Raw genomic sequence first — 22,334 nt, forward strand, 5'->3', positions numbered from 1 at the left:
ACCCGCTCTGGGAAAGTACGTCCATCGATCAACCAACCAGGAGAAAACACCATGACCGGCTTCAACATCCTTCCCCTCGCAGTCGCGCTGCTGATCGGCATTGCCGCACTCGGCTCGTGCCTGGGCATCGGACTGGTCGGCCAGAAGTTTCTGGAAAGCAGCGCACGCCAGCCCGAAATGGTCGACACGCTGCAGACCAAGTTCTTCCTGATCGCGGGTGTGACAGACGGCGCATTCATCATCGCCACCGGCATCGGCCTGTGGTTTGCGACGGCCAATCCGTTTGGCTGACCCCCAGTCTTCGCGCACTTCGTGTCGCTGCGCCAACCCCCTTTCAGGGGGCAACACCTGCGGCCCGGCAAAGCCGGTTCCGCGGTGTTCTCGAGCAGGCAGCGCACCAGGAAGTGACACGCCCCACTGGCACCATTCGTGCTAGCACCGTTGACATTGAATTGTTTATAGTTAAAGTATTTAGCTATCAACGGTTCGATGTCGTCGGTGCTGCATGACGTGGTGCCGACGCGTCGTTTCACCCATCCTTGACGGAGAACCTGATGAGCCACCTGCCCCTGAAGTCGCCCGCGCTGCCGCGCACCCTGCTCTCGCTGCTGCTGTGCGGCGCCGCCCTCGGGGCTGCAGTGTCGGCCACCGCCGCCCCCGTCAAGGTCGGCCTGGCCCTCGACATCTCGGGGCCTTTTGCGGCATTGGGCGCCGAGGCGCGCGACGGTTTCGCGCTGGGCATCAAGCAGCTCAACGGCAAGCTCGGCGGGCAGGACGTCGAGTTCATCCAGGCCGACATGGCCGGCAGCCCCGACCAGGCCAAGCAGCTGGTCGACCGCATGATCCAGCGCGACAAGATCGATCTCTTCAGCGGCCCCATCGGCTCCAACGTGGCGCTGGCCGTGGGCCCGACGCTCTTCAACGCGAAGGTGCCGTACCTGTCGGCCAATGCCGGCCCGAGCCAGTTCGCGGGTGCGCAATGCAATGCCTACTTCTTCGGCACCGCCTACCAGAACGACCAGTTCCATGAAGCGGCTGGCAAGTTCGCGCAAGACCGCGCCTTCAAGAAGATCGTGCTCATTGCGCCCAACTACCCGGCCGGCAAGGATGCGCTCGGCGGCTTCAAGCGCCAGTTCAAGGGCCAGGTGGCCGACGAGCTGTACACCAAGCTCGGCCAGATCGACTACGCCGCCGAACTCGCGCAACTGCGCGCGGCCAAGCCCGACTCGATCTACTTCTTCCTGCCCGGCGCGATGGGCATCAACTTCATCAAGCAGTTCGTGGGCGCGGGCCTGTCGAAAGACATCACGCTCGTGACCAGCGGCTTCTCGGCCGATGAAGACGTGATCGGCGCGGTGGGCGAGCCGATGCTCGGCCTGTTCAACACCTCGCACTGGGCGCACGACCTGGACAACGCCGCCAACAAGTCTTTCGTGGCCGCGTTCCGCAAGGAATACAACGGCCGCTATCCGTCGGTGTACGCCGCGCAGGCCTACGACGCGATCCTCGCGATGGACGCGGCCGTGAAGCAGTCGGGCGGCAACGCGCAGAACCGCGAAGCCGTCATCGCCGCGCTGAAGAAGGCCAACTACGCCTCGACGCGCGGCAACTTCAAGTATGCGAACAACCACTATCCGGTCGAGAACTTCTACCTGCGCGTGATCGGCAAGGACGCACAGGGCAAGGTCACGAACAAGCTGATCAATACGGTGCTCACGAACTACGGCGACTCGTACGCCGACAAGTGCCCGCTGAAATAAGGCTCGCCCCCAGGCTACGCGCACTTCGTGTCGCTCCTCCTACCCCCTACCGGGGGCGACACCTGAGGCCCGGCAAAGCCGGTTCCTCGGTGTCTCCTGAATGAATGCGGGCAACCCTCCTGATGATCGTATGAGTGGAATTCTTGTTCTCGAGCAGCTGCTCAATGGCCTCGGCTACGGGCTGATGCTGTTCCTGCTGGCGGCCGGGCTCACGCTGGTGTTCGGCATCATGGACGTGCTGAACCTTGCGCACGGCTCGCTGTTCATGGCCGGCGCGTACGTGGCGGCCGAGGCGCACACGCGCACCGGCTCGTTCACGGCCGCCATCGTCATCGCGGTGGCGGTCACGGTGGTGGTGGCGCTGCTGCTCGAAGTGCTGCTGATGCGCCGGCTCTACACACGCGATCACCTCGCGCAGGTGCTCGCCACCTTCGGCGTGATCCTGGTGGCCGACGACATCGTGACGATGGCCTGGGGCCCGTCGCCGGTGATGGCACCGACGCCGGCTGCGCTTTCGGGTCCGGTCAACCTCATGGACGGCCTGCCCTACCCGGCCTACCGCCTCGTGATCCTTGTCGGCGGGCTGCTGGTGGCGCTCGCGCTGTACCTGCTGGTCAACCACACGCGCATCGGCATGCGGGTGCGCGCGGGCGCGTCCGACCGGCCGATGGCCGAGCTGATGGGCGTGCGCGTGGGCCGCATCTTCAACGGCGTGTTCCTGCTCGGTGCGGCGCTGGCCGCACTGGCCGGCGCGCTGATGGGCCCGATCGTCGCGGTGCAGGTCGGCATGGGCGAAGCCATCCTGATTCCGGCGCTGGTGGTGCTGGTGATCGGCGGCATCGGTTCGGTGCGCGGCGCCTTCGTGGCCGCACTGCTGGTGGGCGTGGTCGATACCGTCGGGCGCGCCTTCGTGCCGATGCTGCTGCGTGCCACGCTGCCGCCCGCCACGGCGGCCGACCTGGGCCCGCTGTTCGCCGAAGTCGCGATGTACGCGCTGATGGTGATCGTCCTGATCTTCCGGCCCTCGGGGCTTTTCTCGGCGCGCGCATGAAGCCCTCTTCCTCATCTTCACGCTACATCGGCCTCGGGCTGCTCTTCGTGCTGCTCGCGGCGTTTCCGCTGGTCGCGCCGCTGTTCGGGCTCGAGTTCTACATCGGCTTCGTGCGGCGCGTGCTCATCGTGGCGCTGGCCGCCGCGAGCCTCAATTTCATCCTCGGCTTCGGCGGCATGGTGGCGCTGGGGCATGCGGGCTTCATCGGCATGGGCGCGTACACGCTGGTGGCGCTCAGCGACGCGGGCGTCACGTCGGCCTGGATCATGTGGCCAGCGGCGGCGCTCGTGGCCGGCCTCGTTGCCGCGCTGATCGGCACGGTGGCGCTGCGCACGCGCGGCGTGTACTTCATCATGACCACGCTGGCCTTCGCGCAGATGCTGTACTTCGTGGTGGTGTCGCTGCGCCGCTATGGCGGCGACGACGGCTACACGCTGATGTCGCGCCCCACGCTGCTGCCCGGCCTCGACCTGGGCAACGAATCGAACTTCTACTGGGTGGTGCTGGCCATCGTGGCGCTGGCGCTGTGGTGGCTGCACCGCGCCACGCAGTCGCGCTTCGGCCATGCGCTGATGGGCATTCGCGACAACGAGACGCGCATGCGGGCGCTGGGCTATCCGGTGTTCCGGCTGCAGCTGGTGGCGTTCACCATCGCGGGGGCCATCGCCGGATTGGCGGGTGCGCTGCTCGCCGGCGGCAACGGCTTCGTGAGCCCGGCCACGATGCACTGGACGCAGTCCGCGACGCTGCTGGTGATGGTGGTCATAGGCGGACTGGGCCGCAGCTGGGGCGGGCCCGTGGGCGCCGTCGTGTGGCTGGTGCTCGAAGAGGCGCTGAAGCAGCACACCGAGCATTGGCACATGCCGCTCGGGCTGCTGTTGATTGCTGTCGCGTTGTGGGCACCCAAAGGGCTTGCTGCTCTCTACAAGCGCCGCCTGCCCGTCACCCCGGCTCTCTCCCCAGAGGGGCGAGGCAGCAAGGCAACACCATGAGCCTTTTCAGAATCGAAGGGTTGGTCAAGCGCTTCGGCGGACTGCTGGCCACCGACCATGTGAACCTCACCGTGGAGCGCGGCGAAGTGCATGCGCTGATCGGGCCGAACGGCGCGGGCAAGACCACGCTGGTGAACCTCATCACCGGGCTGCTGAAGGCCGACGCGGGCCGCATCCTGCTCGACGAGATCGACATCACGAAGCTCAAGGACCACCAGCGCGTGGCCGCCGGCATGTCGCGCTGCTTCCAGGTCACGCGCGTCTTCGCCAAGGAGACGGTGCACGACAACCTCATGCTCGCCGCGCAGGCCCATGCGGGCAGCAGCCTGCGCTTCATGGCGCCGCGCGCGACCGAACGCGACCTGATCGACCGCGCCGTGGCGCTGGCCGACCGCGTGGGCCTGGGCAGCGAGCGCAACCGCATCGCCGGCACCTTGCCGCACGGTGCGCAGCGCGCGCTCGACGTGGCGCTGGCGCTCGCGGCCGAGCCCAAGTTGCTGCTGCTCGACGAGCCGATGGCCGGCATGGGCCCCGACGAATCGGCGCGCATGGTCGAGCTGATCGAATCGCTGCGCGCGTCGATGGCCATCCTTTTGATCGAACACGACATGGACGCGGTGTTCCGCCTAGCCAACCGGCTCACGGTGCTGGTGCAGGGCAAGGTGCTGATGAGCGGTACCGCCGACGAAGTGCGGGGCCACCCCGACGTACAGGCCGTCTACCTCGGCACCGAAGCAGAAGGCCATTCATGACAACGACATTGCTCGAAGCGAAGGCCATCGAGGCCGGCTACGGCGCGAGCCAAGTGCTGTTCGGCATCGACCTCGACATCCGCCCCGGCGAAGTGCTTGCGCTGCTCGGCCGCAACGGCATGGGCAAGAGCACGCTGCTGAAGGTGCTGACCGGCACGCTCGCGCCGATGCGCGGTGACGTGCATTTCGACGGCGCGGCCATCGGCGGCCCGAACAAGTCGATGCGGCCGGATGCCATCGCGCGGCGCGGCGTGGCCATCGTGCCCGAGGGCCGGCACGTGTTTCCGAATCTCAGTGTCGACGAGCACCTGCGCGCCTTCGCGCGGCCGCGCCCCGGCAGCGCGCCGCGCTGGACGGTGGAGGCGCTCTACGGCCTGTTCCCGCGTCTGTCGGAGCGCAAGGCCAACGCGGGCAACCAGCTCTCGGGCGGCGAGCAGCAGATGCTGGCAATTGCGCGCGCTCTCTCGACGCACCCTCGCCTGTTGATCCTCGATGAAGCCACCGAAGGCCTCGCACCGGCGATCCGCGAAGAGATCTGGCATTGCATCGCCACGCTCAAGGCCGAGGGCGAAGCGATCCTGGTGGTCGACAAGTACGTGCAGCGCCTGCTGCCGCTGGCCAACCGCCACGTGATCCTCGAACGCGGGCGCGTGGTGTGGCAGGGCGACTCGGCCGCGCTCGACGCCGACCGCTCGTTGTGGACGCGCTACCTGGGCGTCTAGGCCTCTTGCTCGCGCCTATCGCACTTCGCAGTCGACGGCATTCGACTTGGGTGAACTGCTGCCGTTCGCCGCGACGGGCGTGCCCGAATTGAACACGGGCGGCGGCGTGAACTGGATGCCCGGGTTCTGGGGCACGACCACAGGCGGTACGGTGAACGAGGGCGTGAAGCCGAACTGCCCCGCGCTGAAATTGGCCGTACCGGCCGGGTTGGTGACATGGATCAGCCCATCGAGCACCTGCACGTAAAGACCGGGCGCCCGCGAGGCGCCGGGTATCGGCGGCACGTTGTTCTGTGCAAAAGCGGGTGTCGCGGCCATCGCGACCACGGCGGCAAGCAGGGCGAAGAAGATTTTTTTCATCGGTGTCTCGCGAAGGTGGTGGCTCAAGGCTGCTGCAGGGACACGACCATGCTGGCGTTGCCCTTCAGTGCGCCCATCGGCGTGTTGATGACGGTGGCGTCCTTGCTGCGCTGGCCCACGGCCCCGGCGATGCTGCGAAAGCCGCCCTGTGCCAGGCCCAGCTCGATGTTGTCCTGCTGCGGCTTGCCGGCGTCGTAGTCGTAGCGCGTCACCACCAGCATCGACTGCGGCTGCAGGATCAGCTCGGCACCGTCGTTGAACTTCAACTGGGCGTAGGCGCGGCTCTCGGTCATGAGCGTGTCGCCCCGGCGGATCTGCGAGTCCACGGCCAGCAGCCGGGTGGTGCCTTCGGCGCTGCGAACGACCAGCACGCCCGACAGGTTGGTCACCGTGCCGACGGCCTGTGCGTGAGCGGCGGTGGCCCCTGCGAGCGATGCGGCAAGGGCCAGCAGCCCGGCGATGGATTGAAACGGTTTCATGGTGTGGGCCGGCCTCAATTGCAGTACATCTTCTTCGGGGTTGCGCCGGACTTGGGCTCGCTCTTCGCCACCAGGTCGGCATCGGTCGCGGTCTTGTCCTTCGACTTCGGGTCCGGGGACGTCGACGAAGCGTCGCTCGTGGGCAGCGATGCGACGACGGTCTTGACGACTTCGCTGGCCGCCTGCTGCACAGGCGCGACCGGCGACGACGCCGTCGGCGGCGACAGGACCTGGCAGAGCGCCGAGTTGGGCGCGATCGTGCAGATGTCGGCGGACGGCGGAGGCACCACCGCGGGCGTCGATGCCACGGCGGAACAACCCGCCAGCGACGGGCTCACCGCGCACATGGCCGCGCTCGGCAGCACGGCCGAGCAGCCTGGCAGCGCAGCGTTCACGGTGCAGGAGGCCAGCGTCGGCAACACGGCGGTGCAACCCGGCAGCGCGGCGTTGGCGGTGCACGCCGACAGCGTCGGCGCGGTGACGGCCAGGGCGCGCGCCACGGTCGCGCCGCTCGACGGATAGCTGACGAAGAGCGTCGCGGTGCTGCTGCTCGATGCCAAGGGCGGCGCGTTGACCTGGGCGAAGGCGCCGGTGTTGTAGGCGCCGCGCGTCACCACGAAGTCGGCCGTCGCGCCGTTGGCGGGCACGAAGCCGCCCAGCGCGCCGAGGTTCAGCGTCCCGCCGAGGTTGACCGATCCGCCCACATCGAGCAGGTCGAAGCCGTCGTTGCCGAGCCGGATGTTCAGCACGCCGCTGCTGCCCTGCGTGTAGTTGCCCTGCACGGCGAGCGTGCCCGTGGCGCCGGCCGTGCCGGGCGACACGGTGCCGTTGTTGTACAGCGTGGCGTCGCCGCCCAGCGCGATGGCGCCGCTGCCCGCGATGCTGCCGTTGTTGTACAGGTGGGTGCCGCCGCTGCCCAGCGTGGTGCCGGCCTGCAGCACGATGGCGCCGTTGTTCGGGTTGTCGGCGCCCAGGCGCGCATCGAGTTCGCCTTCGTTGATCTGCACCGTGCCGCCGGCCAGGTTGGCCAGTGGCACGTAGGCCGTGCCGGCGCCGCTCTTGACGACGGTGCCGCTGTTCGCGAGCCGCCCCAGGTCGCCCGCGGTGAAGAGCGGCGCGGCATCCGAAGCGTTTGCCGCGATGCGCACGGTGGCGTTGGCATCGTTGGTGATCGTGCTGCCCGCAACCAGCGTCACATGCGATTGCGCGGCGAGGTCGAGCACCGCGCCCGCCTTGTTGTTGAAGGCGCCGCTGCCATGGAAGACCAGGCTGGCCGGCGACGCCGCGCCGAGGTTGACGGTGCCGTAGTTGTTCCAGGTGGTCTGGTCCAGGATGTCGAGCTGGGCCGCGTCCACGCTCACGAGGTTGCGCGTGGTGAGCGCGTAGCCCTGCCCGTTGATCGTGGCCGCCTCGCCGATGGCGAGCTGCGGTGCCGAGGCACCGATGTCCACCGCGCCGAGCAGCGTGATGTAGTTCTTCCAGGCCATCGTGCCCGCGCCGGCAAAGGCGACGTGGCTGTTGAGGTTCACGCTGTCGAGCGTCAGGCGCGTGCCGCCCGCGACCAGCACCTGCCCGTCGAGCGAAACGCCCTGCAGCGTCAGCGCGCCCGCATCGACGCGCACCGTGCTGCCGTTGCTGTTGGACATGCCGGTGTATTGCTGGTCGCTGGCGCTGTTCTTGATGAGCGTGCCGTTGTTGACGAAGTTGCTGACGAAAGCGCCCGAGCCCGCGAGCACGTCGGACTGCGTGCCCGAGGTGGTGATGCTGCCGTTGTTCTCGAAGTAGACGCCTTCGCTGCGCGCATTGATCGCACCGCCGCCGGCCACGGCGATGCCCGCGCCGTTGTGCCATGCGGTGGCGCCCTGCAGCACGACCTGGCCGTCGACCACGACGGGCGCGCCCTGGGTCGAGAGCGAACCGCCCGCGCTGCCGTAGATGTTGCTCGCGTGCAGCACCAGGCTGTTGTTGTTGCCGCTGGCGCCGAACACCATCGCCGTGCCGAGCGTCACGTTGCCGGACCACTCGACGGTGCCGGTACCTGTGAAGCCCGCGCCGGCATTGAAGGCATGCCCGCCCGAGAGCGACAGCGTGGTGCCCGAGCCCACGTTGAAGGTGCCGGTGTGCGTGCCGCCCTGGCCGAACACCGCGATGCCCGCGCCGCTGACCGACACCGTGCCGGCGTTGTTGAGCACGCCCGAGATCGGAGAGACCGGCGAGCCCGCGACGCCCACCGCCAGCGTGGCGCCCGATGCGACATTGACCGTCGCCGCATTGATCGCCGAGCCTGGCAAGCCGAGCGTGGTCGTTCCGCTCGCGATGTCGAGCGTGCCGTTGCCGTTCTGTATCACGCCCTCGGACACCGTGAGCACGCCGCCGTGCAGGTCCATGCCCGCGTTGAGCTTCACGGCATGGTTGGTGGTGGGGCTGGCGGGATAGTCGCCCTGGTAGTTGCTGTTGAGGTTCAGCGTGAGCGCGCTGGCGCTGCTGGTGATCGGTGCGTTGATGACGATGTTGTTGGCGTTCAGCGTCAGCGCCGAATCGATGGCCCCGCGCTTGGCGATGGCCGACGAGACGGTGATGTTGCCCTGGTCGATGTCCGTCGCCGGGTTGCCGCGGCCGGTCGTGATGCTCACGTTCACGCCCGCATCGAGCTGCGCCGTGACCACGTCGGCGCCGATGTACGCGCTGGTCTCGTTCGAGCTGATGGCGTTGCTGCCGGTGGTGCCGCCGCTGCCGCCGCCGGCCACGATCTCGATGCTGTAGGGGTCGATGTGCCACTCGCCGCCCTTGCCCACCGTGGGCACGTTGACGACATCGAGCGAGCGTTGGCCCGAGGTATCGACATAGCCGCCGCGTCCCGCGCTGCCGGTGGCCGACACGCGCCCGTCGATGGCAGCCGCGCCGTCGGCGTAGAGCTGCACGTTGCCGCCCGTGGTGCCGTTGGCGCTGATGTCGGAGGCGGCCGTGGTCTTGAGGTCGCCCGATGCGCGCAGGAACACGCGGCCGCCCTCGCGCACCACGCTGTCGGCGTTGATGCTGCCGCCGTTGCTCACGAGCCCCGCCGCCAGGCCGATGCGGCCCGCTTCGGCGGCGATGCGCCCGAGGTTCTTCACCTCGCCGGCCGTGCCGGTGATGGCCACCGAAACGCCCGGCGTGCCGGTGTCCATCAGCTGCACGCTCTGGCCGGCCGCGAGCAGGATCTCGCCATTCGGCGCGGTCAGCGTGCCGGTGTTGGTCACGCTCGGCGCGACCATGTAGATGCTGCCGCCGCTGGCAGTGGTGATGGTGCCCGCGTTACGGATCTCGCCGGCCGTGGCGCCGGCCTTGATGAAGGTCAGGCGGCCCGCCAGGAAGTCGCTGTCGTTCACGTTGAGCGTGCTCGCGATGAAGCTGCCGACGTCGATGCGCGCGCCCGGCCCGACCATGATGCCGGCCGGATTGATGAGCCACAGCGCGCCGTTGGCCTTGATCTGCCCGTAGATCAGCGACGGGTCGCCGCCGATGGTGCGGGCGAGCAGCGCCGAGGTGCTGCCGGGCTGGCGGATGTCGACCAGCGCGTCCGCGCCCACATTGAAGGTCGCGAAGTTGACCAGCGCCTGCGGCGTGCTCTGGTTGATGTTCAGCGTCGTGCCGTTGCGCACGATCGAGACGTTGCCCGAGGTGACGTTCCACCCGGTCGGCAACGCGCCCGGTGCGAGCTGTGCCCACAGGGGCGTGCCGATCACGGCGCACGCGGCGGCGATGGCCAGGGAAATGAAGCGGGGGCGTAGGTGCAAGCGCATGAGGGTCTGCCTTTTGGAGAGGGTCAGAACGCCAACATGGCGCTCAGGTGCGCGCGCCAGTCGCCGCGCTTCTCGGTCAGCGAATTGCCGGCGTCGTTGACGCGGGCGATGTCCAGCCGCAGGTTGAAGTCGCGGCTCCAGGCGTAGCGCGCGCCGACGCCCATGCTCGAGACGGTGACGTGGCGCGGCACCGCGGTGCCCGCCACGCGGCTGTTGGCGCCGTAGCCGGCGTCATAGAACACCAGCGCGCGCAGCTGGCCCGGAATGCCGGCCCCGCCGGCCAGCTCGGGCGTGTACAGCTCGGCATTGACGATGGCGCCGCTGTCCGCCACCACCGCGCGCTCCTGGAAGCCGCGCACCAATGACAGCCCGGTCAGGCCGAACTGCTCGCTCGACACCAGCGGCGTGCGCGCGTACTGCGCGCTGCCGTTCAGGCGCACCTGCCAGTCGCCCGCCAGTCCCTTGAACCACGAGGCCGCGCCGTGCAGCACCACGAAGCCGTCGTGCGTGTCGCGGTTGCCGGGCGTGAGGTACGAGTAGCGGTCGGTGCGGCCGTCGACGTTGGTGTAGCGCGTGCCGCTGGCAAGGTTGCGCGAGATGCCGACGCTGTAGCCCAGCGTTTCGCCGACGCCCTCGCGCTGGCCGATGTAGGTCAGGCTCAACGGAGCCGTGGTGTAGGGCACACAAGAAGCGATGGGCGGCGTCGGCGGCGCAATGCTCACGTCTTCGCCGCCGATGTTGCAGCGCGAGTCGATGCGCTTGCGGTCGATGCCGAGCACGAGCTTGGCGCTGTACTCGCCGCTGCGGCCCAGGAAGTGGTTCCAGCGCAGGCCGTAGATGTCGCCCTTGCCGGTGAAGCCCAGCACGCCGCCGAGCGTGGGCGAGCTGGCCGGCGAGTTGGCGCTCGATTTGCCGTAGACGAAGTCGATGCTGTCGCCCAGGCGGTACAGCGGAATCCGGTAGCCGAGCGAATACAGCTCCAGGCGCATGCCCGAGGGGCTGTCGGGCGAGGTGGTGTAGGCCAGCGTGCCCACCTGGTCGCGGTCGAACAGGTTCGCATGCTGCAGCGCGACGCCGGTGCGCCAGCGGCCGCTCGCGGGCGTGCCGGTGTTGTCGAGCGTGGCGATGATGCGCAGCGGGTTGTTGTCGGTCACCGCCACCTTGGCGTCGAGGGTGCCGGGCGTTGCGCCCTCGGCGAGCGACACGCCGATGTGCTTGGCCGGGTTGTCGTTGGCCAGCTGCACCGACTCGGAAATGGCGCGCAGGTCCGGCACGCGCCCTGGCTGCAGTTGCGGCAGGCTGGCGAGGATGTTGTCGGTGCTGAACCGGTTGTTGCCGGTGACGGCGACCGCGCCGATCACGGGCTGCACGACCTTGAGCCTGACGATGCCGCCGGTCAGCTCCTGCTCGGGCACCGAGACCTTCACCATCGTGTAGCCGGCCTTCGCGTAGGCCTGCTGCAGCGCATCGACAGCGCGCTGGATGTCGCCATAGGCGCGCCCCTGGCCCGTCAGCGGGCCGACCAGCCGGTCGATTTCCGCGGGGCCGAGCAAGGTGTTGCCGTCGACCTCGAAGCGCACGATGTCGAAGCGTTCGCCCTGCGCACCCGCGCCCAGCGCCGCCGCCACGAGTGTCGCGGCCACACCACATCGAACCCACCACTGTCTCATCGCGCGTCGCCTCATTGTTTTTGTTTCACCGGCAAGCTGAACAAAAAGGCGCCACCGCGGCGATGTTCAGAATGGATACGAATGGTATCTTGATGTAAACAAAAGTGTAAGAGGGCGCGCCCCGGGACGGCGCGGGATCAGGTGCCCGCGACCTCCGTCCGCTGCCCGTTGTGGCTGCCGCCACGACCCAGCACGCGCAGGGCCAACGCGCCGACGACGGCCGAGCAGCACGCAATGCCCGCCACCATCGGCAGCGGCGTGCCGTCGGCAAACGGCGCGACCAGCGCCACGGCCACCGCGCCGCCCGCGAAGTTCATCGTGCCCAGCAGCGCCGATGCGGTGCCGGCCCGCGCGGCATGCCCTTCCATCGCGACCACGAAGGTCGACGGCACGATCACGCCATTGAGCCCGTACACGGCCATCAGCAGGCCGACCAGCCCGCCGATGCGGTCGACGCCCGCCAGCGTGAGCACCAGCAACAGCGCGGTGATGGCGGCATGCGCCATGACCGCCGTGCGCAGCACGCGCCGGATGCCGAAGCGCGCCGCGAGCCAGCCATTCATCTGCGACGCCGCGATCATCGACACCGCATTCAGCGCGAACAGCACGGCGTACAGGCGCGGCGACACGCCGAAATGCGTGCTCATCACGAAGGACGAATTCGCGACGTAGATGAAGAAGCCCGAGAGCGTGAGCGAGGCCATGAAGGCCACGGCCATGAAATGCCGGTCGCCCAGCAGCACGCCGTAGCCGGCCATCGCGCCGCGCAGGCTGCTCTGCAGCCGCGCCGCCGGCGGCCGTGTCTCGGGCAGCAGGAGCGCCACCATGGCCACGGCCAGCACCGCAAGCGCGCCGATCACCCAGAACACCGCGCGCCAACTGCCCGCGTCGGCCACGACGCTGCCCACCAGCGGCGCAAGGATCGGCGACACGCTGTAGACCAGGATCAACAGCGACATGAGCCGCGCCGCCTCGGCACCGGTGTGCAGGTCGCGCACCACCGCGCGCGGCGTCACCATGCAGGCACAGGCGCCGAGCCCCTGCAGGAAGCGGAACGCGATCAGCACGCCGATGCCCGGCGCCAGCGCACAGCCGATGCTCGCGGCCACGAACACGCCCAGGCCCACGTACATCGGCCGCTTGCGCCCGAACATGTCCGACAGCGGGCCGGCCACGAGCTGGCCCACGCCGGTCGCGATGAAGAAGGCCATCAGGCTGGCCTGCACCGCGTGCGGGCCAGCCCCCAGCGCGTGCCCGATGGCCGGCAGCGCGGGCAGGTACATGTCGATGGCCGACGGTCCGATCGCGGTGAGCAGGCCCAGCACGATGGCGTAGCGGGAAAGTTGAGCGTTCGATGAGGACATGCGCCGATGGTCGCGCTGCGGCTTGGATGATTGAATAATCAACAGCCCGCATTTCCTATTCATCCGTACAAAACCATGGACCCCTTGTCCGATGTGCTGTCGATGCTCACGGTGAGCAGCACGCTCTCGTCACGCTTCGAGGCGCGCGGCCTGTGGGCCTTTCGGTATCCGCACTACGCCTCGCACATCAAGCTGGGCGGGGTGCTCGCAGGGCGGTTCCGCCTGCAGGTCGAGGGCGCCGGCGCGCCGGTCGTGCTGGACGCGGGCGACTTCTTCCTGCTGACCAACGGCCAGCCTTTCACGGCCTCCAGCGATCCGCCCGGTCCGCTGCAGGACGGCGTGCAGATCAGCCGCGACCATCGCGGGCCCGATGGCGTGCTGCGCTACGACGGCCAGAACGCCGAAGGCGGCCCGCTGGCCGTCATGGCCAGTGGCCGCTTCACCCTGCATGGCGAGGCCGGCGAACTGCTGCTGCGCCACCTGCCACCGCTCATTCACCTGCGCGCAAGCGATCCCGGCGCGCGGCCGCTGGTGGGGCTGCTCGACCTGCTCGCATGGGAAACGGCCGAGCTGCGGCCGGGCGCATCGCTGGCGCGCACCAACCTCGCGGCGCTGGTGCTGGTGCAGGCCCTGCGCGTGTACCTGGCCCATGCGCCGCAACCCGAAGGCTGGCTCGGCGCGATGGCCGATGCGCGCATCGGCGAAGCGCTGTCGCAGATGCATGGCGACATCGCGCGGCCATGGACCGTGGAGCGCCTCGCCCAGTCGGCCGGCATGTCTCGCACGGCCTTCGCGGTGCGCTTCAAGACGTTGACCGGCTCGACGCCGCTCGACTACCTCGGCGGCTGGCGCATGACGGTGGCGCGCAATGCGCTGCGGCATGGCGACGAAGCCATTGCACGCATCGCAGAGCGCGTCGGCTACCAATCAGAAACAGCTTTCAGTGCGGCCTTCAAGCGCACCGTGGGCGAAAGCCCGGGGCGCTTCCGGACGTTGAGCCGCGACAGCGCGGGCCTTACACCGAGCGCGTGATCCCGCCGTCCACGCGCAGGTTCTGCCCGGTGATGTAGCCCGCGCCTTCCGATGCGAGAAAGCCGATGACGGCGGCGATCTCGCTGCTCTTGCCGTAGCGGCCCATCGGAATGCGCGAACGGAACTCGGCCTTCTCGGGCAGGCTGTCGATGAAGCCGGGCAGCACGTTGTTCATGCGCACGTTCTGCGCGGCGTACTTGTCGGCAAACAACTTGGTGAAGGCCGCAAGGCCCGCGCGGAACACGCCCGAAGTCGGGAACACCGGGTCGGGCTCGAAGGCCGCGAAGGTCGAGATGTTGATGATCGTGCCGCCGCCTTGCGCCACCATCAGCGGCGCCACGAGGCGGCTGGGGCGCACGGCACTCAGCAGGTAGACGTCCATGCCGCGGTGCCAGTCTTCGTCGGTAATCTCCAGGATCGGCGCGCGAGGGCCGTGGCCCGCGCTGTTGACCAGCACGTCGACGCGGCCCCACTCATTGGCGACGCGGTCCACGAGCCGTTTCAGGTCGTCGTTCGATTGGTTCGAGCCCGTCACGCCGATGCCGCCCAGTTCGGCCGCGAGCGCTTCGCCCTTGCCCGACGACGAAAGAATGGCCACGCGAAAGCCGTCGTCCGCGAGCTTGCGGGCCGCTGCCGCGCCCATGCCGCTGCCACCGGCGGTGACGATGGCTACTTTTTTCTGTGCATCAGAAGACATGCAGGGTTCCTTGGTTCATGCAAAGCCTGCATTTAGCCAAGGATTCGGGTCTGCTGCCAGGCGGGGTTTGTGTTTCGGGCTGCTGCTGTTCGGGGGGCGTGCGGATGACACCGGGTACTCCCCTCCGCGAATGTCCCCCGGGGCTGCGCCCCTCCTCCTTTATTTCGCTGCAGGGAGCACCCGGTGCCATTCGCCCGAGGGCACGCTGCTGGTGTGCCGCCGATCAACGACTGCTCTGAACACGCTCACGCCGGCGGTGTGCTCCCCGCAGCGAAATAAAGGAGGAGCGAAGCGGGGGACATTCGCGGAGGGGAGCACGCCGTCGGCGTGGGCGTCGCCCTGAACAGCACAGCTCACCCACCAACCGCACAACGCAACGCAACGCAACGAACCGAAGCCGGCCTATGCCGTAGGCAACGTCGCCTGCATCGAAGCGCGCTGGTTGAACACCTTGAACCACTTCGCGCTGTTCGGCGCCTCGGCGCGCCAGTCGACGGCGGGAAAGCGAAAGTCCATGTAGCCCAGCGCGCAGGCGAAAGCGATGGTGCCGATGTCGACGCGATCGCCAAAAGAAGGCGCCGCGGCTTCGAGCCATTCAAGGCCGGTGCTCACCTTGGCGAGTTGGCCGTCGGTCCAGTCGGACCAGCGAAGCTCCTCGGGGCGCAGCACGTTTTCGTAGCGCGCGAGCAGTGCGGCACCGGTCATGCCGTCGGCCAGCGACAGTTCCGTGAGGCGTGCCCAGCGGTCGGCGCCTTCGGCCGGAAACAGCTTGCCCGACTGCGTGGCGTTCAGGTACTCGCAGATCACGCGGCTGTCGAACAGCACCTGGCCGTCGTCGGTCAGGAAGGTCGGCACCTGGCCCAGCGGGTTCTTCGGAATGATGGTGACGTCGCGCTTCACCGGGCCGGCCGCGCTCGGCAGCTTCTCGATGCGGTCGGCAATGCCCAGCTCGTGTGCCACGACCATGCACTTGCGCACGAAGGGGGAAGCGGGAGAGAAGAAGATTTTCATGATGGTGAAGAAGAAGTGATGTTGTTCAGCCGTGTTCTGCCGCGCCGTGTGCCAGGTGCATGCCCGCCACCCAGCCGAAGGTTAGCGCGGGCCCGAGCGTGATACCCGGCGCAGGGTACTCGCCGCCCATGACCGAGTGCATGTCGTTGCCGGCCACATACAGGCCCGCGATGGGCTCGCCCTGCGCATCGAGCGCGCGGGCGTTGCCGTCGGCGCGAATGCCGAGCGCGGTGCCGATGTCGCCGGGGTACACCTTCACGGCATAGAACGGCGCTTGCTTCACTGGCGCAAGGCAGGCGTTGGGTTGATGGTCCGGGTCGCCGAGGTAGCGGTTGTAGGCATCGCCGCCCTTGCCGAACACCGGGTCCTGCCCTTGCGCGGCGAGCGGGTTGAATTTGGCGACGGTGCGCGCCAGCCCGGACGGGTCCACGCCCGCCTGCTGCGCGAGTGCTTCGAGCGTGTCGGCGCGATAGAGATAACCGGCGCGCACCAGATGCTCGCGCGGACGGCCACCGGGCAAGGCAAGGCCCAGGCCCCACTTCTCCATGAAGGCGCTGTCGCACACCAGCAGCGCGGGAATGGCTGTGGCATTGGCATTCGCGCGGTACATGCCGCGCACGAACTCGTGGTACGAGGTCGATTCATTGACGAAGCGCTCGCCGCGCGCATCGACCGCGATCAGCCCCGGCTTGGCGCGGTCCCACACCAGATGCGGGTAGCGCAGCACGCTGCCGTCGGGCCGCGTGAGCAGCGAGACGGGCGCCCACAGCGCCGGGCCCGTGTGGCCGGTGCCGAGCACACCGCCGGCCTGCCGCGCCATCGCGATGCCTTCGCCGGCATTGTCTTGCGGCGACATCGAATACGGCCCGGTGGGCGCCGGGTAGTGCTGGCCGCGCATGGCCGCGTTCCACGGAAAGCCGCCGGTAGCGATGACCACGCCGCGCCGCGCGTGCACGGTCAGCTCCTTGCCGTCGCGGCGCAGGCGCACGCCGGTGACGGCGCCCGTGGCGTCCTTCTCCAGCCCCAGCGCCGGCGTGTTCAGCCAGAACGGAATGCCCTTCTTCAGCACGCTGTGAAAGAGCCGCGCCGCCAGCGCATTGCCCAGCAGCAGCCGCGTGCCGCGGTGATGGCCGCTCAGGCGGTCGCCGAAGTAGCGCAGCACCAGCTTCACGCCATGCTTCCACGATGCGAGCGAGCGCCAGACCCCGAGCAGGTGCTTCACGTCGGTCATGTTGACCATCATCCCGCCGAGCACGCAGAACTCGGGCAGCGGATCGCGCAGCGTCTTGAAGTGCGCACCGAGCAGCCGGCCGTCGAACTCGATGGGGTCGAGCGAACGGCCGCCCATGGCGGCGCCTTCGCGGTCGGGGTAGTAGTCCGGCGAATAGGTGCGCGCGGCCAGTTGCACGTCGGTGCGTTCGCGCAGGTAGCGCAATGCGAGCGGGCCTGCGTCGAGGAATGCGTGGCGCAGGTCTTCGTCGCCGGCCGCGCCCACGGTGTTCTGCAGGTAGGTCCAGGCCTTGCCGCGCGTGTCGGGGTGGCCGGCCGCCTCGGCCTGGTCGTTGAGCGGCACCCACACGGCGCCGCCCGAGATGGCGGTCGATCCACCGATGCGGTCGGTCTTCTCGACCACGAGCACGTCGAGGCCTTCGAGCTTTGCGGTGAGCGCGGCGGAAAGACCACCCGCGCCGCTGCCGATGACGACGACGTCGTACGCGGTCTTTTCTTGTTGTTGCTGTTGTTGTGCCATCAGGACCCGGAGCCTCCCAGCGATTTGCCGCCATCGACAAACAACACCTGCCCCGTGACGAAGCAGGTCGAGGGCGATGCAAAGAAGGCCACCGCATGCGCGATGTCTTCGGGCCGGCCGGCTGCACCCGTGGGCTGCAGCGCAAGCTGCGCGGCCAAGCGTTCGGGCGACAGTGCGCGCAGCAGCGGTGTGTCGATCAGCCCCGGTGCGATGGCGTTGACCATGATGCCGCGCGGCGCCAGCTCCATCGCGCTGGCGCGCGTGTAGCCGACCAGCGCGGCCTTCGAGGCCACGTAGTGCGCGTGGTTCTTCGCACCCAGGTAGGCACGCGACGCGATGTTGACGATGCGCGCACCGTCCACCATCTTGTGTGCGGCCTCCTGCGTGAGCGTGGCCACGGCCAGCAGGTTCACTTCGTACATGCGGCGGAAGTCCGCCGAAGTCACGTCGAGAAACGCCCGCTCGTCGAAGATGCCGGCGTTGTTGACCAGCGCCGCGAGCGGCGGCAGCTGCTGCACCATCGCGCGCACCGCCGCTTCGTCGGTGAGGTCGATGGCGCGGCATTCCACGTCGAGGCCGGCGGCGCGCAGCACCTGCGTTTCGCGCTCGGCCAGCTCGCCGTTGAAGTCGGCCATCACCACGCGCCAGCCATCGCGCGCCATGCGCTCGACGATGGCGCGGCCCATGCCGCTGGCGCCGCCTGTCACGAGGACGAGCGGCTTCTCTGTACTGCTGTTGTTCATGGTTGTTCCGATGTGCGGCGGTGCTCAGACCGCCAGGTAGCCGCCATCGACCGGCAGCACCACGCCATTGACGTAGCTGGCCATCGATGACGCAAGAAAGACGACCGGCCCGGCAATCTCGTCGGCCTCGCCGTGGCGCTTGATGGGCACGCGGCTCATGTACCAATCGGTGCCGTGTTCGGTCTCTCGCTGGCCAGCCGTCATGTCGGTGACCATCAGGCCCGGCGCCACCGCGTTCACGCGCACGCCGTGCGGTGCGAGGTCGCGCGCCAGCACCTGCGTGAGCGAACGCACGCCGCCCTTGGCCACCACGTAGCCGGCCGACGAGATGCCCGCGCCGAAGGCGACGATGGACGACAGGTTCACGATGTTCCCCTGCGTGCGCTTGAGCGCCGGCACGAAGGCCTGCGTGACGTTGAACACGCCCTGCAGGTTGACCGACATCACGCGGTCCCAGGCTTCGCGCGCGCCGGGTTCGTCGAACTTCGAGCGCGCCGAAATGCCGGCGTTGTTGACCAGCACGTCGATGTCGCCGTGCGACGCCGCGACGCGCACCGCGAGTGCATCGACCGCCATCGCATCGCTCACGTCGACGCTCTCCGCATCGGCGCGGCCACCGGTTTCGCGGATCGACGCAGCCACCTGTTGGGCCACGGCCAGGTCGCGGTCGACCACGAGCACGTGTGCGCCTTCGGCCGCCATGCGGCGCGCGATGGCTTCGCCCAGGCCGCGCGCGGCACCGGTGACGAGCGAGAGTTTGTCTTTGAGGAGCATGGGAATTTCCTTCAGGGTGGCGCCGTCAGACGCCGAGGTAGGCGCGGCGCACGGCCTCGTCGTTCGCGAGTTGCGCGGCGGGGCCGTGCAAGGAGATCTCGCCGTTTTCGAGGATGTAGCCGTAGCTCGACACGGCCAGCGCAAGCTGCACGTTCTGTTCGACCAGCAGGATGGTGATCTTCTGTTCGCGGTGCAGCCGCTCGATGATCTCGAACATCTGCTCCACCAGCAGCGGCGACAGGCCCATCGACGGTTCGTCGAACAGCATCACGCGCGGGCGCGCCATCACCGCGCGGCCGATGGCCAGCATCTGTTGCTCGCCGCCCGACAGGGTGGCGGCCATCTGGTGCTGGCGCTCCTTCAGGCGCGGGAACATCGCATAGACCGATTCGAGGTCGTTGCGAATGCCCGCGCGGTCGCGCCGCAGATACGCGCCCAGGTCGAGGTTCTCGCGCACGCTCATGTCGCGAAACACCTGGCGGCCTTCGGGCACCTGCACGATGCCGCGCTTGACGAGTGCGTCGGAGCCCAGCCGGTCGATGCGTTCACCGTCCAGCCGCACTTCGCCCTCGGTGCAGTCCACAAGGTTCGAGATGCAATTGAGCGTGGTGGTCTTGCCCGCGCCGTTGCTGCCGAGCAGTGCGACGATCTCGCCCTCGGGCACGTCGACCGACACATCGCACAGCGCCTGGATGCGGCCATAGGCGGCCGAGATGGCGCGCAGGGACAACAATGCTTCAGCCATGCGCGGCTCCCTTTCCATTTCCCTTGCCCAGGTAGGCTTCGATCACGCGCGCATTGCTGCCGATTTCCGCGGGCGTGCCTTCCGCGATCTTTTCGCCGAAGGCCATGACGGTGATGCGGTCCGAGATCGACATCACCAGTTGCATCACGTGCTCGACCAGCAGCACGGTGATGCCGTCGCGTGCCACCAGCTCTTTCAGCAACCGGTCGAGGCTTTCGATCTCTCGGTTGCGCAAACCGGCCGCCGGCTCATCGAGCAGCAGCAGCTTGGGCTTGATGGCCAGCGCGCGCGCCAGCTCCAGCAGCTTCTGGCGGCCGAAGTCGAGGTCGCGTGCCGGCTGGTGGCGTTCGTCGGCCAGGCCGACGCGCTCCAGCAGGTGCATCGCGAAGTCTTCGGTTTCGCGGTCGGGGCGGCGCAGCAGCCGGCCCAGCGTGCTGGCGCCGCGCGAGTGCGTGCCGAGCAATACGTTCTCGAGCACCGACAGTTCGGCGAACAGCTCCAGATTCTGGAAGGTGCGCGCGATGCCGAGCGAGGCCATGCGGTGCGGCGACACGCTCGTCAGCTCGCGGCCTTCGAAGGTCACGCTGCCGCTGCTCGGTGTGTAGAAGCGCGAGATGCAGTTGAAGGTGGTCGACTTGCCCGCGCCGTTCGGCCCGATCAGCGCGTGGATGCGGCCTTGCTCCACCTGGAACGACAGCCCGTTCACCGCCTTGAGGCCGCCGAACACCACGCTGATGTCGCGCACGTCGAGGAATGCAGTGGCGCTCATGCGTGCTTCTCCGTTGCATTCACGGAAGTCGCACGCTGCGCCTTGCGACGCGCCGTGAACAGCGACGCCATGCCCTTGGGCAGGAACATCATGAAGAGCATGAGGATGCCGCCGTAGATGATTTCCTGGTACGACGGGGCCTGCCGCAGCAGCTCCGACGCCAGGCCGAACACGATGGCACCGGCCACCGCACCGCGCACCGAACCGAGGCCGCCCACAACCACCATCGTGAGGATCAGGATGGTGGTCTGAAAGCCCAGGCTCTCGGGATGAATGAACGAGGTGAACAGCGTGTACATGCCGCCCGCCACGCCCGCGAACGCCGCCGACAGCACAAAGGCCGTGACCTTCACCGTGCGCGTGTTCACGCCCATCGCCACGGCCGCCACATCGCTCTCGCGCACCGCGCGGAACGACGAGCCCAGCCGCGAGCGCGACAGCGCCACGGTCAGCCACAGCATCAGCGCCGCGATGGCGATGACGAAGGGGTAAGCCTGCAGGTCGTTCATGAGCTGGTAGCCGCCGAGCGAGGCCGGCTTCATCTGCAAGCCGTTCGAGCCGTTGGTCACCGACTCCCAGTTCAAGAACACCCACTGCATCGCCTCGCCGAAGGCGAATGTGGCCAACGCCAGGTAGATGTCGCGCATGCGCAGCGCCAGCAGGCCGATCACCCAGCCCAGCGCGGCCGACAGCACGGCGCCCGCAAGGATCGACACGAAGAACGGCGGCTGCCACTGGTTGTTGATGAGCCCTGCCGTATAGATGCCGATGCCGAAGAAGGCCGCGTGCGACAGCGCGAACTGGCCTGTCTCTCCGATGACCAGGTGCATGCCCAGCGCGAGCACCGAGAACACCATCAGCAGGTTGACCACGTACAGCACATAGCCGCTGGTGGTGAAGGGCAGGACCGCGAGCACCACGGCCATGCCGAGCAGCACCGCGCGGTCCCACCACGGGGACGAAACTGTCGAAGCGCTCATACCTTCTTCACCTGAGGCTTGCCGCCGAGCAGCCCTTGCGGACGCACCAGCAGCACCACCATGATCGCCACGAAGGGCGCGACCACGATGGCGTTGGACGAAATGAAAAGCCCCACCAGGTTCTCGACGATGCCGATGACGAAGCCGCCGACCACCGCGCCCGGCAGGCTGGTGAAGCCACCGACGATGGCGGCCGCGTAGGCCAGGATCGCGATGTGGCCGATGTCGGGCGTGATGAGGATCTTGGGCGTGATGAGCAGCGCGGCAATGGCCGAGATGACGCCCGTGAGCGCCCAGATCTTCATGCGGATGGTGCCGAGCTTCACGCCCACGATCTGCGCGCCGCGCGGGTTCATGCCCACCGCGCGCATGGCCTGGCCGGTGCGGGTGCGCGTGAACATCAAATACAGCAGCACCATCACCACCACGGCCGAGCCGAAGATGGCCAGGTCGAGCAGCGTGAGCGAGGCCTGCCCGATCATGATCGGGTCTTGCGGCACCAGCGAAGGCAGCGAGCGCGGCGTGTCGCCCAGGCCGGTCTTGCGCACCAGGCCCTTGAGCAGGTATGCAAAGCCGAGCGTGGCAATCACGAGCTGCACGCCGACGCCGCGCGAGGCGGTCACGCGCTGCATCACCACGCGCTGGAACGCGGCGGCGAGCATGGCGGTGACCACGATGCTCGCGAGCACCGCGGCCCAGTAGGGCCAGCCCCACACCACCAGCGGAAAGAGCGCGGCGTAGCCGCCGGCCATGAAGATCTCGCCCTGCGAGAAGTTCGGCACGTCGGTGGTCTTGAAGACCATGACGATCGCCACCGCGAGCAGCGCGTAGACGCTGCCGGTGACGATGCCGGACAGCACGCCCTGCTGGACGAACAGCCAGATGTCGGAAAGGCTCATGT

At 68.3% G+C, this 22,334-nt stretch carries 21 protein-coding genes; 7 read left to right on the forward strand and 14 right to left on the reverse strand.

Annotation, left to right across the window (positions count from 1 at the left end; all coding sequences use genetic code 11):
• The first annotated feature begins 51 nt into the window (after window positions 1-51).
• From atpE to BLQ28_RS26960, 6 genes are all read left to right on the forward strand, one after another.
• Window positions 52-291, forward strand: a complete 240-nt coding sequence (gene atpE / locus BLQ28_RS26935; protein ID WP_081270724.1) for a F0F1 ATP synthase subunit C — start codon at window positions 52-54, stop codon at window positions 289-291.
• A gap of 263 nt (window positions 292-554) precedes the next feature.
• Window positions 555-1,760, forward strand: coding sequence for an ABC transporter substrate-binding protein (locus BLQ28_RS26940; RefSeq protein WP_093246387.1), 1,206 nt, complete (start codon window positions 555-557; stop codon window positions 1,758-1,760).
• Between the two features lie 130 nt (window positions 1,761-1,890).
• Entirely contained in the window at window positions 1,891-2,811 is a 921-nt protein-coding gene (locus BLQ28_RS26945; protein WP_093246388.1) for a branched-chain amino acid ABC transporter permease, read from the forward strand.
• A complete protein-coding gene (locus tag BLQ28_RS26950) occupies window positions 2,808-3,803 on the forward strand; it encodes a branched-chain amino acid ABC transporter permease (protein WP_093246389.1) in 996 nt (331 codons plus the stop codon). The genes BLQ28_RS26945 and BLQ28_RS26950 overlap by 4 nt, the downstream gene beginning before the upstream one ends.
• The gene (locus BLQ28_RS26955; RefSeq protein WP_093246390.1) at window positions 3,800-4,555 is read left to right on the forward strand and encodes an ABC transporter ATP-binding protein; all 756 of its coding nucleotides are present in this window, start codon (window positions 3,800-3,802) and stop codon (window positions 4,553-4,555) included. Before BLQ28_RS26950 ends, BLQ28_RS26955 begins: the two co-directional genes overlap by 4 nt.
• On the forward strand, window positions 4,552-5,277 hold the full coding sequence (locus BLQ28_RS26960; protein ID WP_093246391.1) for an ABC transporter ATP-binding protein: 726 nt from the start codon (window positions 4,552-4,554) through the stop codon (window positions 5,275-5,277). The genes BLQ28_RS26955 and BLQ28_RS26960 overlap by 4 nt, the downstream gene beginning before the upstream one ends.
• A 15-nt stretch (window positions 5,278-5,292) precedes the next feature.
• Here the strand turns inward: BLQ28_RS26960 and BLQ28_RS26965 are convergent, their stop codons facing one another.
• The 5 genes from BLQ28_RS26965 to BLQ28_RS26985 form a co-directional block, all read right to left on the reverse strand.
• On the reverse strand, window positions 5,293-5,637 hold the full coding sequence (locus BLQ28_RS26965; protein ID WP_176801236.1) for a hypothetical protein: 345 nt from the start codon (window positions 5,635-5,637) through the stop codon (window positions 5,293-5,295).
• Window positions 5,638-5,660: 23 nt separating this feature from the next.
• Complete coding sequence (locus tag BLQ28_RS26970; RefSeq protein WP_093246392.1) at window positions 5,661-6,116, reverse strand: FecR family protein; 456 nt, start codon at window positions 6,114-6,116, stop codon at window positions 5,661-5,663.
• Between the two features lie 14 nt (window positions 6,117-6,130).
• On the reverse strand, window positions 6,131-9,898 hold the full coding sequence (locus tag BLQ28_RS26975; protein WP_093246393.1) for a beta strand repeat-containing protein: 3,768 nt from the start codon (window positions 9,896-9,898) through the stop codon (window positions 6,131-6,133).
• A 23-nt stretch (window positions 9,899-9,921) separates the two neighbouring features.
• Window positions 9,922-11,541 carry a ShlB/FhaC/HecB family hemolysin secretion/activation protein gene (locus BLQ28_RS26980; RefSeq protein WP_256327476.1) on the reverse strand — a complete coding sequence of 540 codons (1,620 nt, stop codon included), beginning with the start codon at window positions 11,539-11,541 and terminating at the stop codon, window positions 9,922-9,924.
• Window positions 11,542-11,705: 164 nt separating this feature from the next.
• A complete protein-coding gene (locus tag BLQ28_RS26985) occupies window positions 11,706-12,932 on the reverse strand; it encodes a multidrug effflux MFS transporter (protein ID WP_093246395.1) in 1,227 nt (408 codons plus the stop codon).
• A gap of 75 nt (window positions 12,933-13,007) precedes the next feature.
• Here BLQ28_RS26985 and BLQ28_RS26990 point away from each other — a divergent pair, with 75 nt between their 5' ends.
• Window positions 13,008-13,964 carry an AraC family transcriptional regulator gene (locus BLQ28_RS26990; RefSeq protein ID WP_093246396.1) on the forward strand — a complete coding sequence of 319 codons (957 nt, stop codon included), beginning with the start codon at window positions 13,008-13,010 and terminating at the stop codon, window positions 13,962-13,964.
• On the opposite strand, the gene BLQ28_RS26995 is transcribed toward BLQ28_RS26990, so the two are convergent.
• The 9 genes from BLQ28_RS26995 to BLQ28_RS27035 form a co-directional block, all read right to left on the reverse strand.
• Window positions 13,948-14,661, reverse strand: coding sequence for an SDR family oxidoreductase (locus tag BLQ28_RS26995; RefSeq protein WP_093246397.1), 714 nt, complete (start codon window positions 14,659-14,661; stop codon window positions 13,948-13,950). The genes BLQ28_RS26990 and BLQ28_RS26995 overlap by 17 nt on opposite strands.
• 402 nt (window positions 14,662-15,063) lie before the next feature.
• Window positions 15,064-15,672 (reverse strand): glutathione S-transferase, encoded by a 609-nt coding sequence (locus BLQ28_RS27000; RefSeq protein WP_093246398.1) that lies wholly within the window; start codon window positions 15,670-15,672, stop codon window positions 15,064-15,066.
• Between the two features lie 25 nt (window positions 15,673-15,697).
• Entirely contained in the window at window positions 15,698-17,422 is a 1,725-nt protein-coding gene (locus BLQ28_RS27005) for an FAD-dependent oxidoreductase (RefSeq protein WP_093246399.1), read from the reverse strand.
• On the reverse strand, window positions 17,422-18,165 hold the full coding sequence (locus BLQ28_RS27010; protein WP_093246400.1) for an SDR family NAD(P)-dependent oxidoreductase: 744 nt from the start codon (window positions 18,163-18,165) through the stop codon (window positions 17,422-17,424). Before BLQ28_RS27010 ends, BLQ28_RS27005 begins: the two co-directional genes overlap by 1 nt.
• Before the next feature lie 24 nt (window positions 18,166-18,189).
• The gene (locus BLQ28_RS27015) at window positions 18,190-18,939 is read right to left on the reverse strand and encodes an SDR family NAD(P)-dependent oxidoreductase (protein ID WP_093246401.1); all 750 of its coding nucleotides are present in this window, start codon (window positions 18,937-18,939) and stop codon (window positions 18,190-18,192) included.
• A 25-nt stretch (window positions 18,940-18,964) separates the two neighbouring features.
• Window positions 18,965-19,684, reverse strand: coding sequence for an ABC transporter ATP-binding protein (locus BLQ28_RS27020; protein WP_093246402.1), 720 nt, complete (start codon window positions 19,682-19,684; stop codon window positions 18,965-18,967).
• Window positions 19,677-20,453 carry an ABC transporter ATP-binding protein gene (locus BLQ28_RS27025; protein ID WP_093246403.1) on the reverse strand — a complete coding sequence of 259 codons (777 nt, stop codon included), beginning with the start codon at window positions 20,451-20,453 and terminating at the stop codon, window positions 19,677-19,679. The genes BLQ28_RS27020 and BLQ28_RS27025 overlap by 8 nt, the downstream gene beginning before the upstream one ends.
• Entirely contained in the window at window positions 20,450-21,433 is a 984-nt protein-coding gene (locus tag BLQ28_RS27030) for a branched-chain amino acid ABC transporter permease (RefSeq protein ID WP_093246404.1), read from the reverse strand. The genes BLQ28_RS27025 and BLQ28_RS27030 overlap by 4 nt, the downstream gene beginning before the upstream one ends.
• Window positions 21,430-22,332 carry a branched-chain amino acid ABC transporter permease gene (locus BLQ28_RS27035; RefSeq protein ID WP_093246405.1) on the reverse strand — a complete coding sequence of 301 codons (903 nt, stop codon included), beginning with the start codon at window positions 22,330-22,332 and terminating at the stop codon, window positions 21,430-21,432. Before BLQ28_RS27035 ends, BLQ28_RS27030 begins: the two co-directional genes overlap by 4 nt.
• Window positions 22,333-22,334 lie beyond the last annotated feature (2 nt).

It is taken from the genome of Variovorax sp. EL159, assembly GCF_900100965.1.
GTDB lineage: Bacteria > Pseudomonadota > Gammaproteobacteria > Burkholderiales > Burkholderiaceae_C > Variovorax.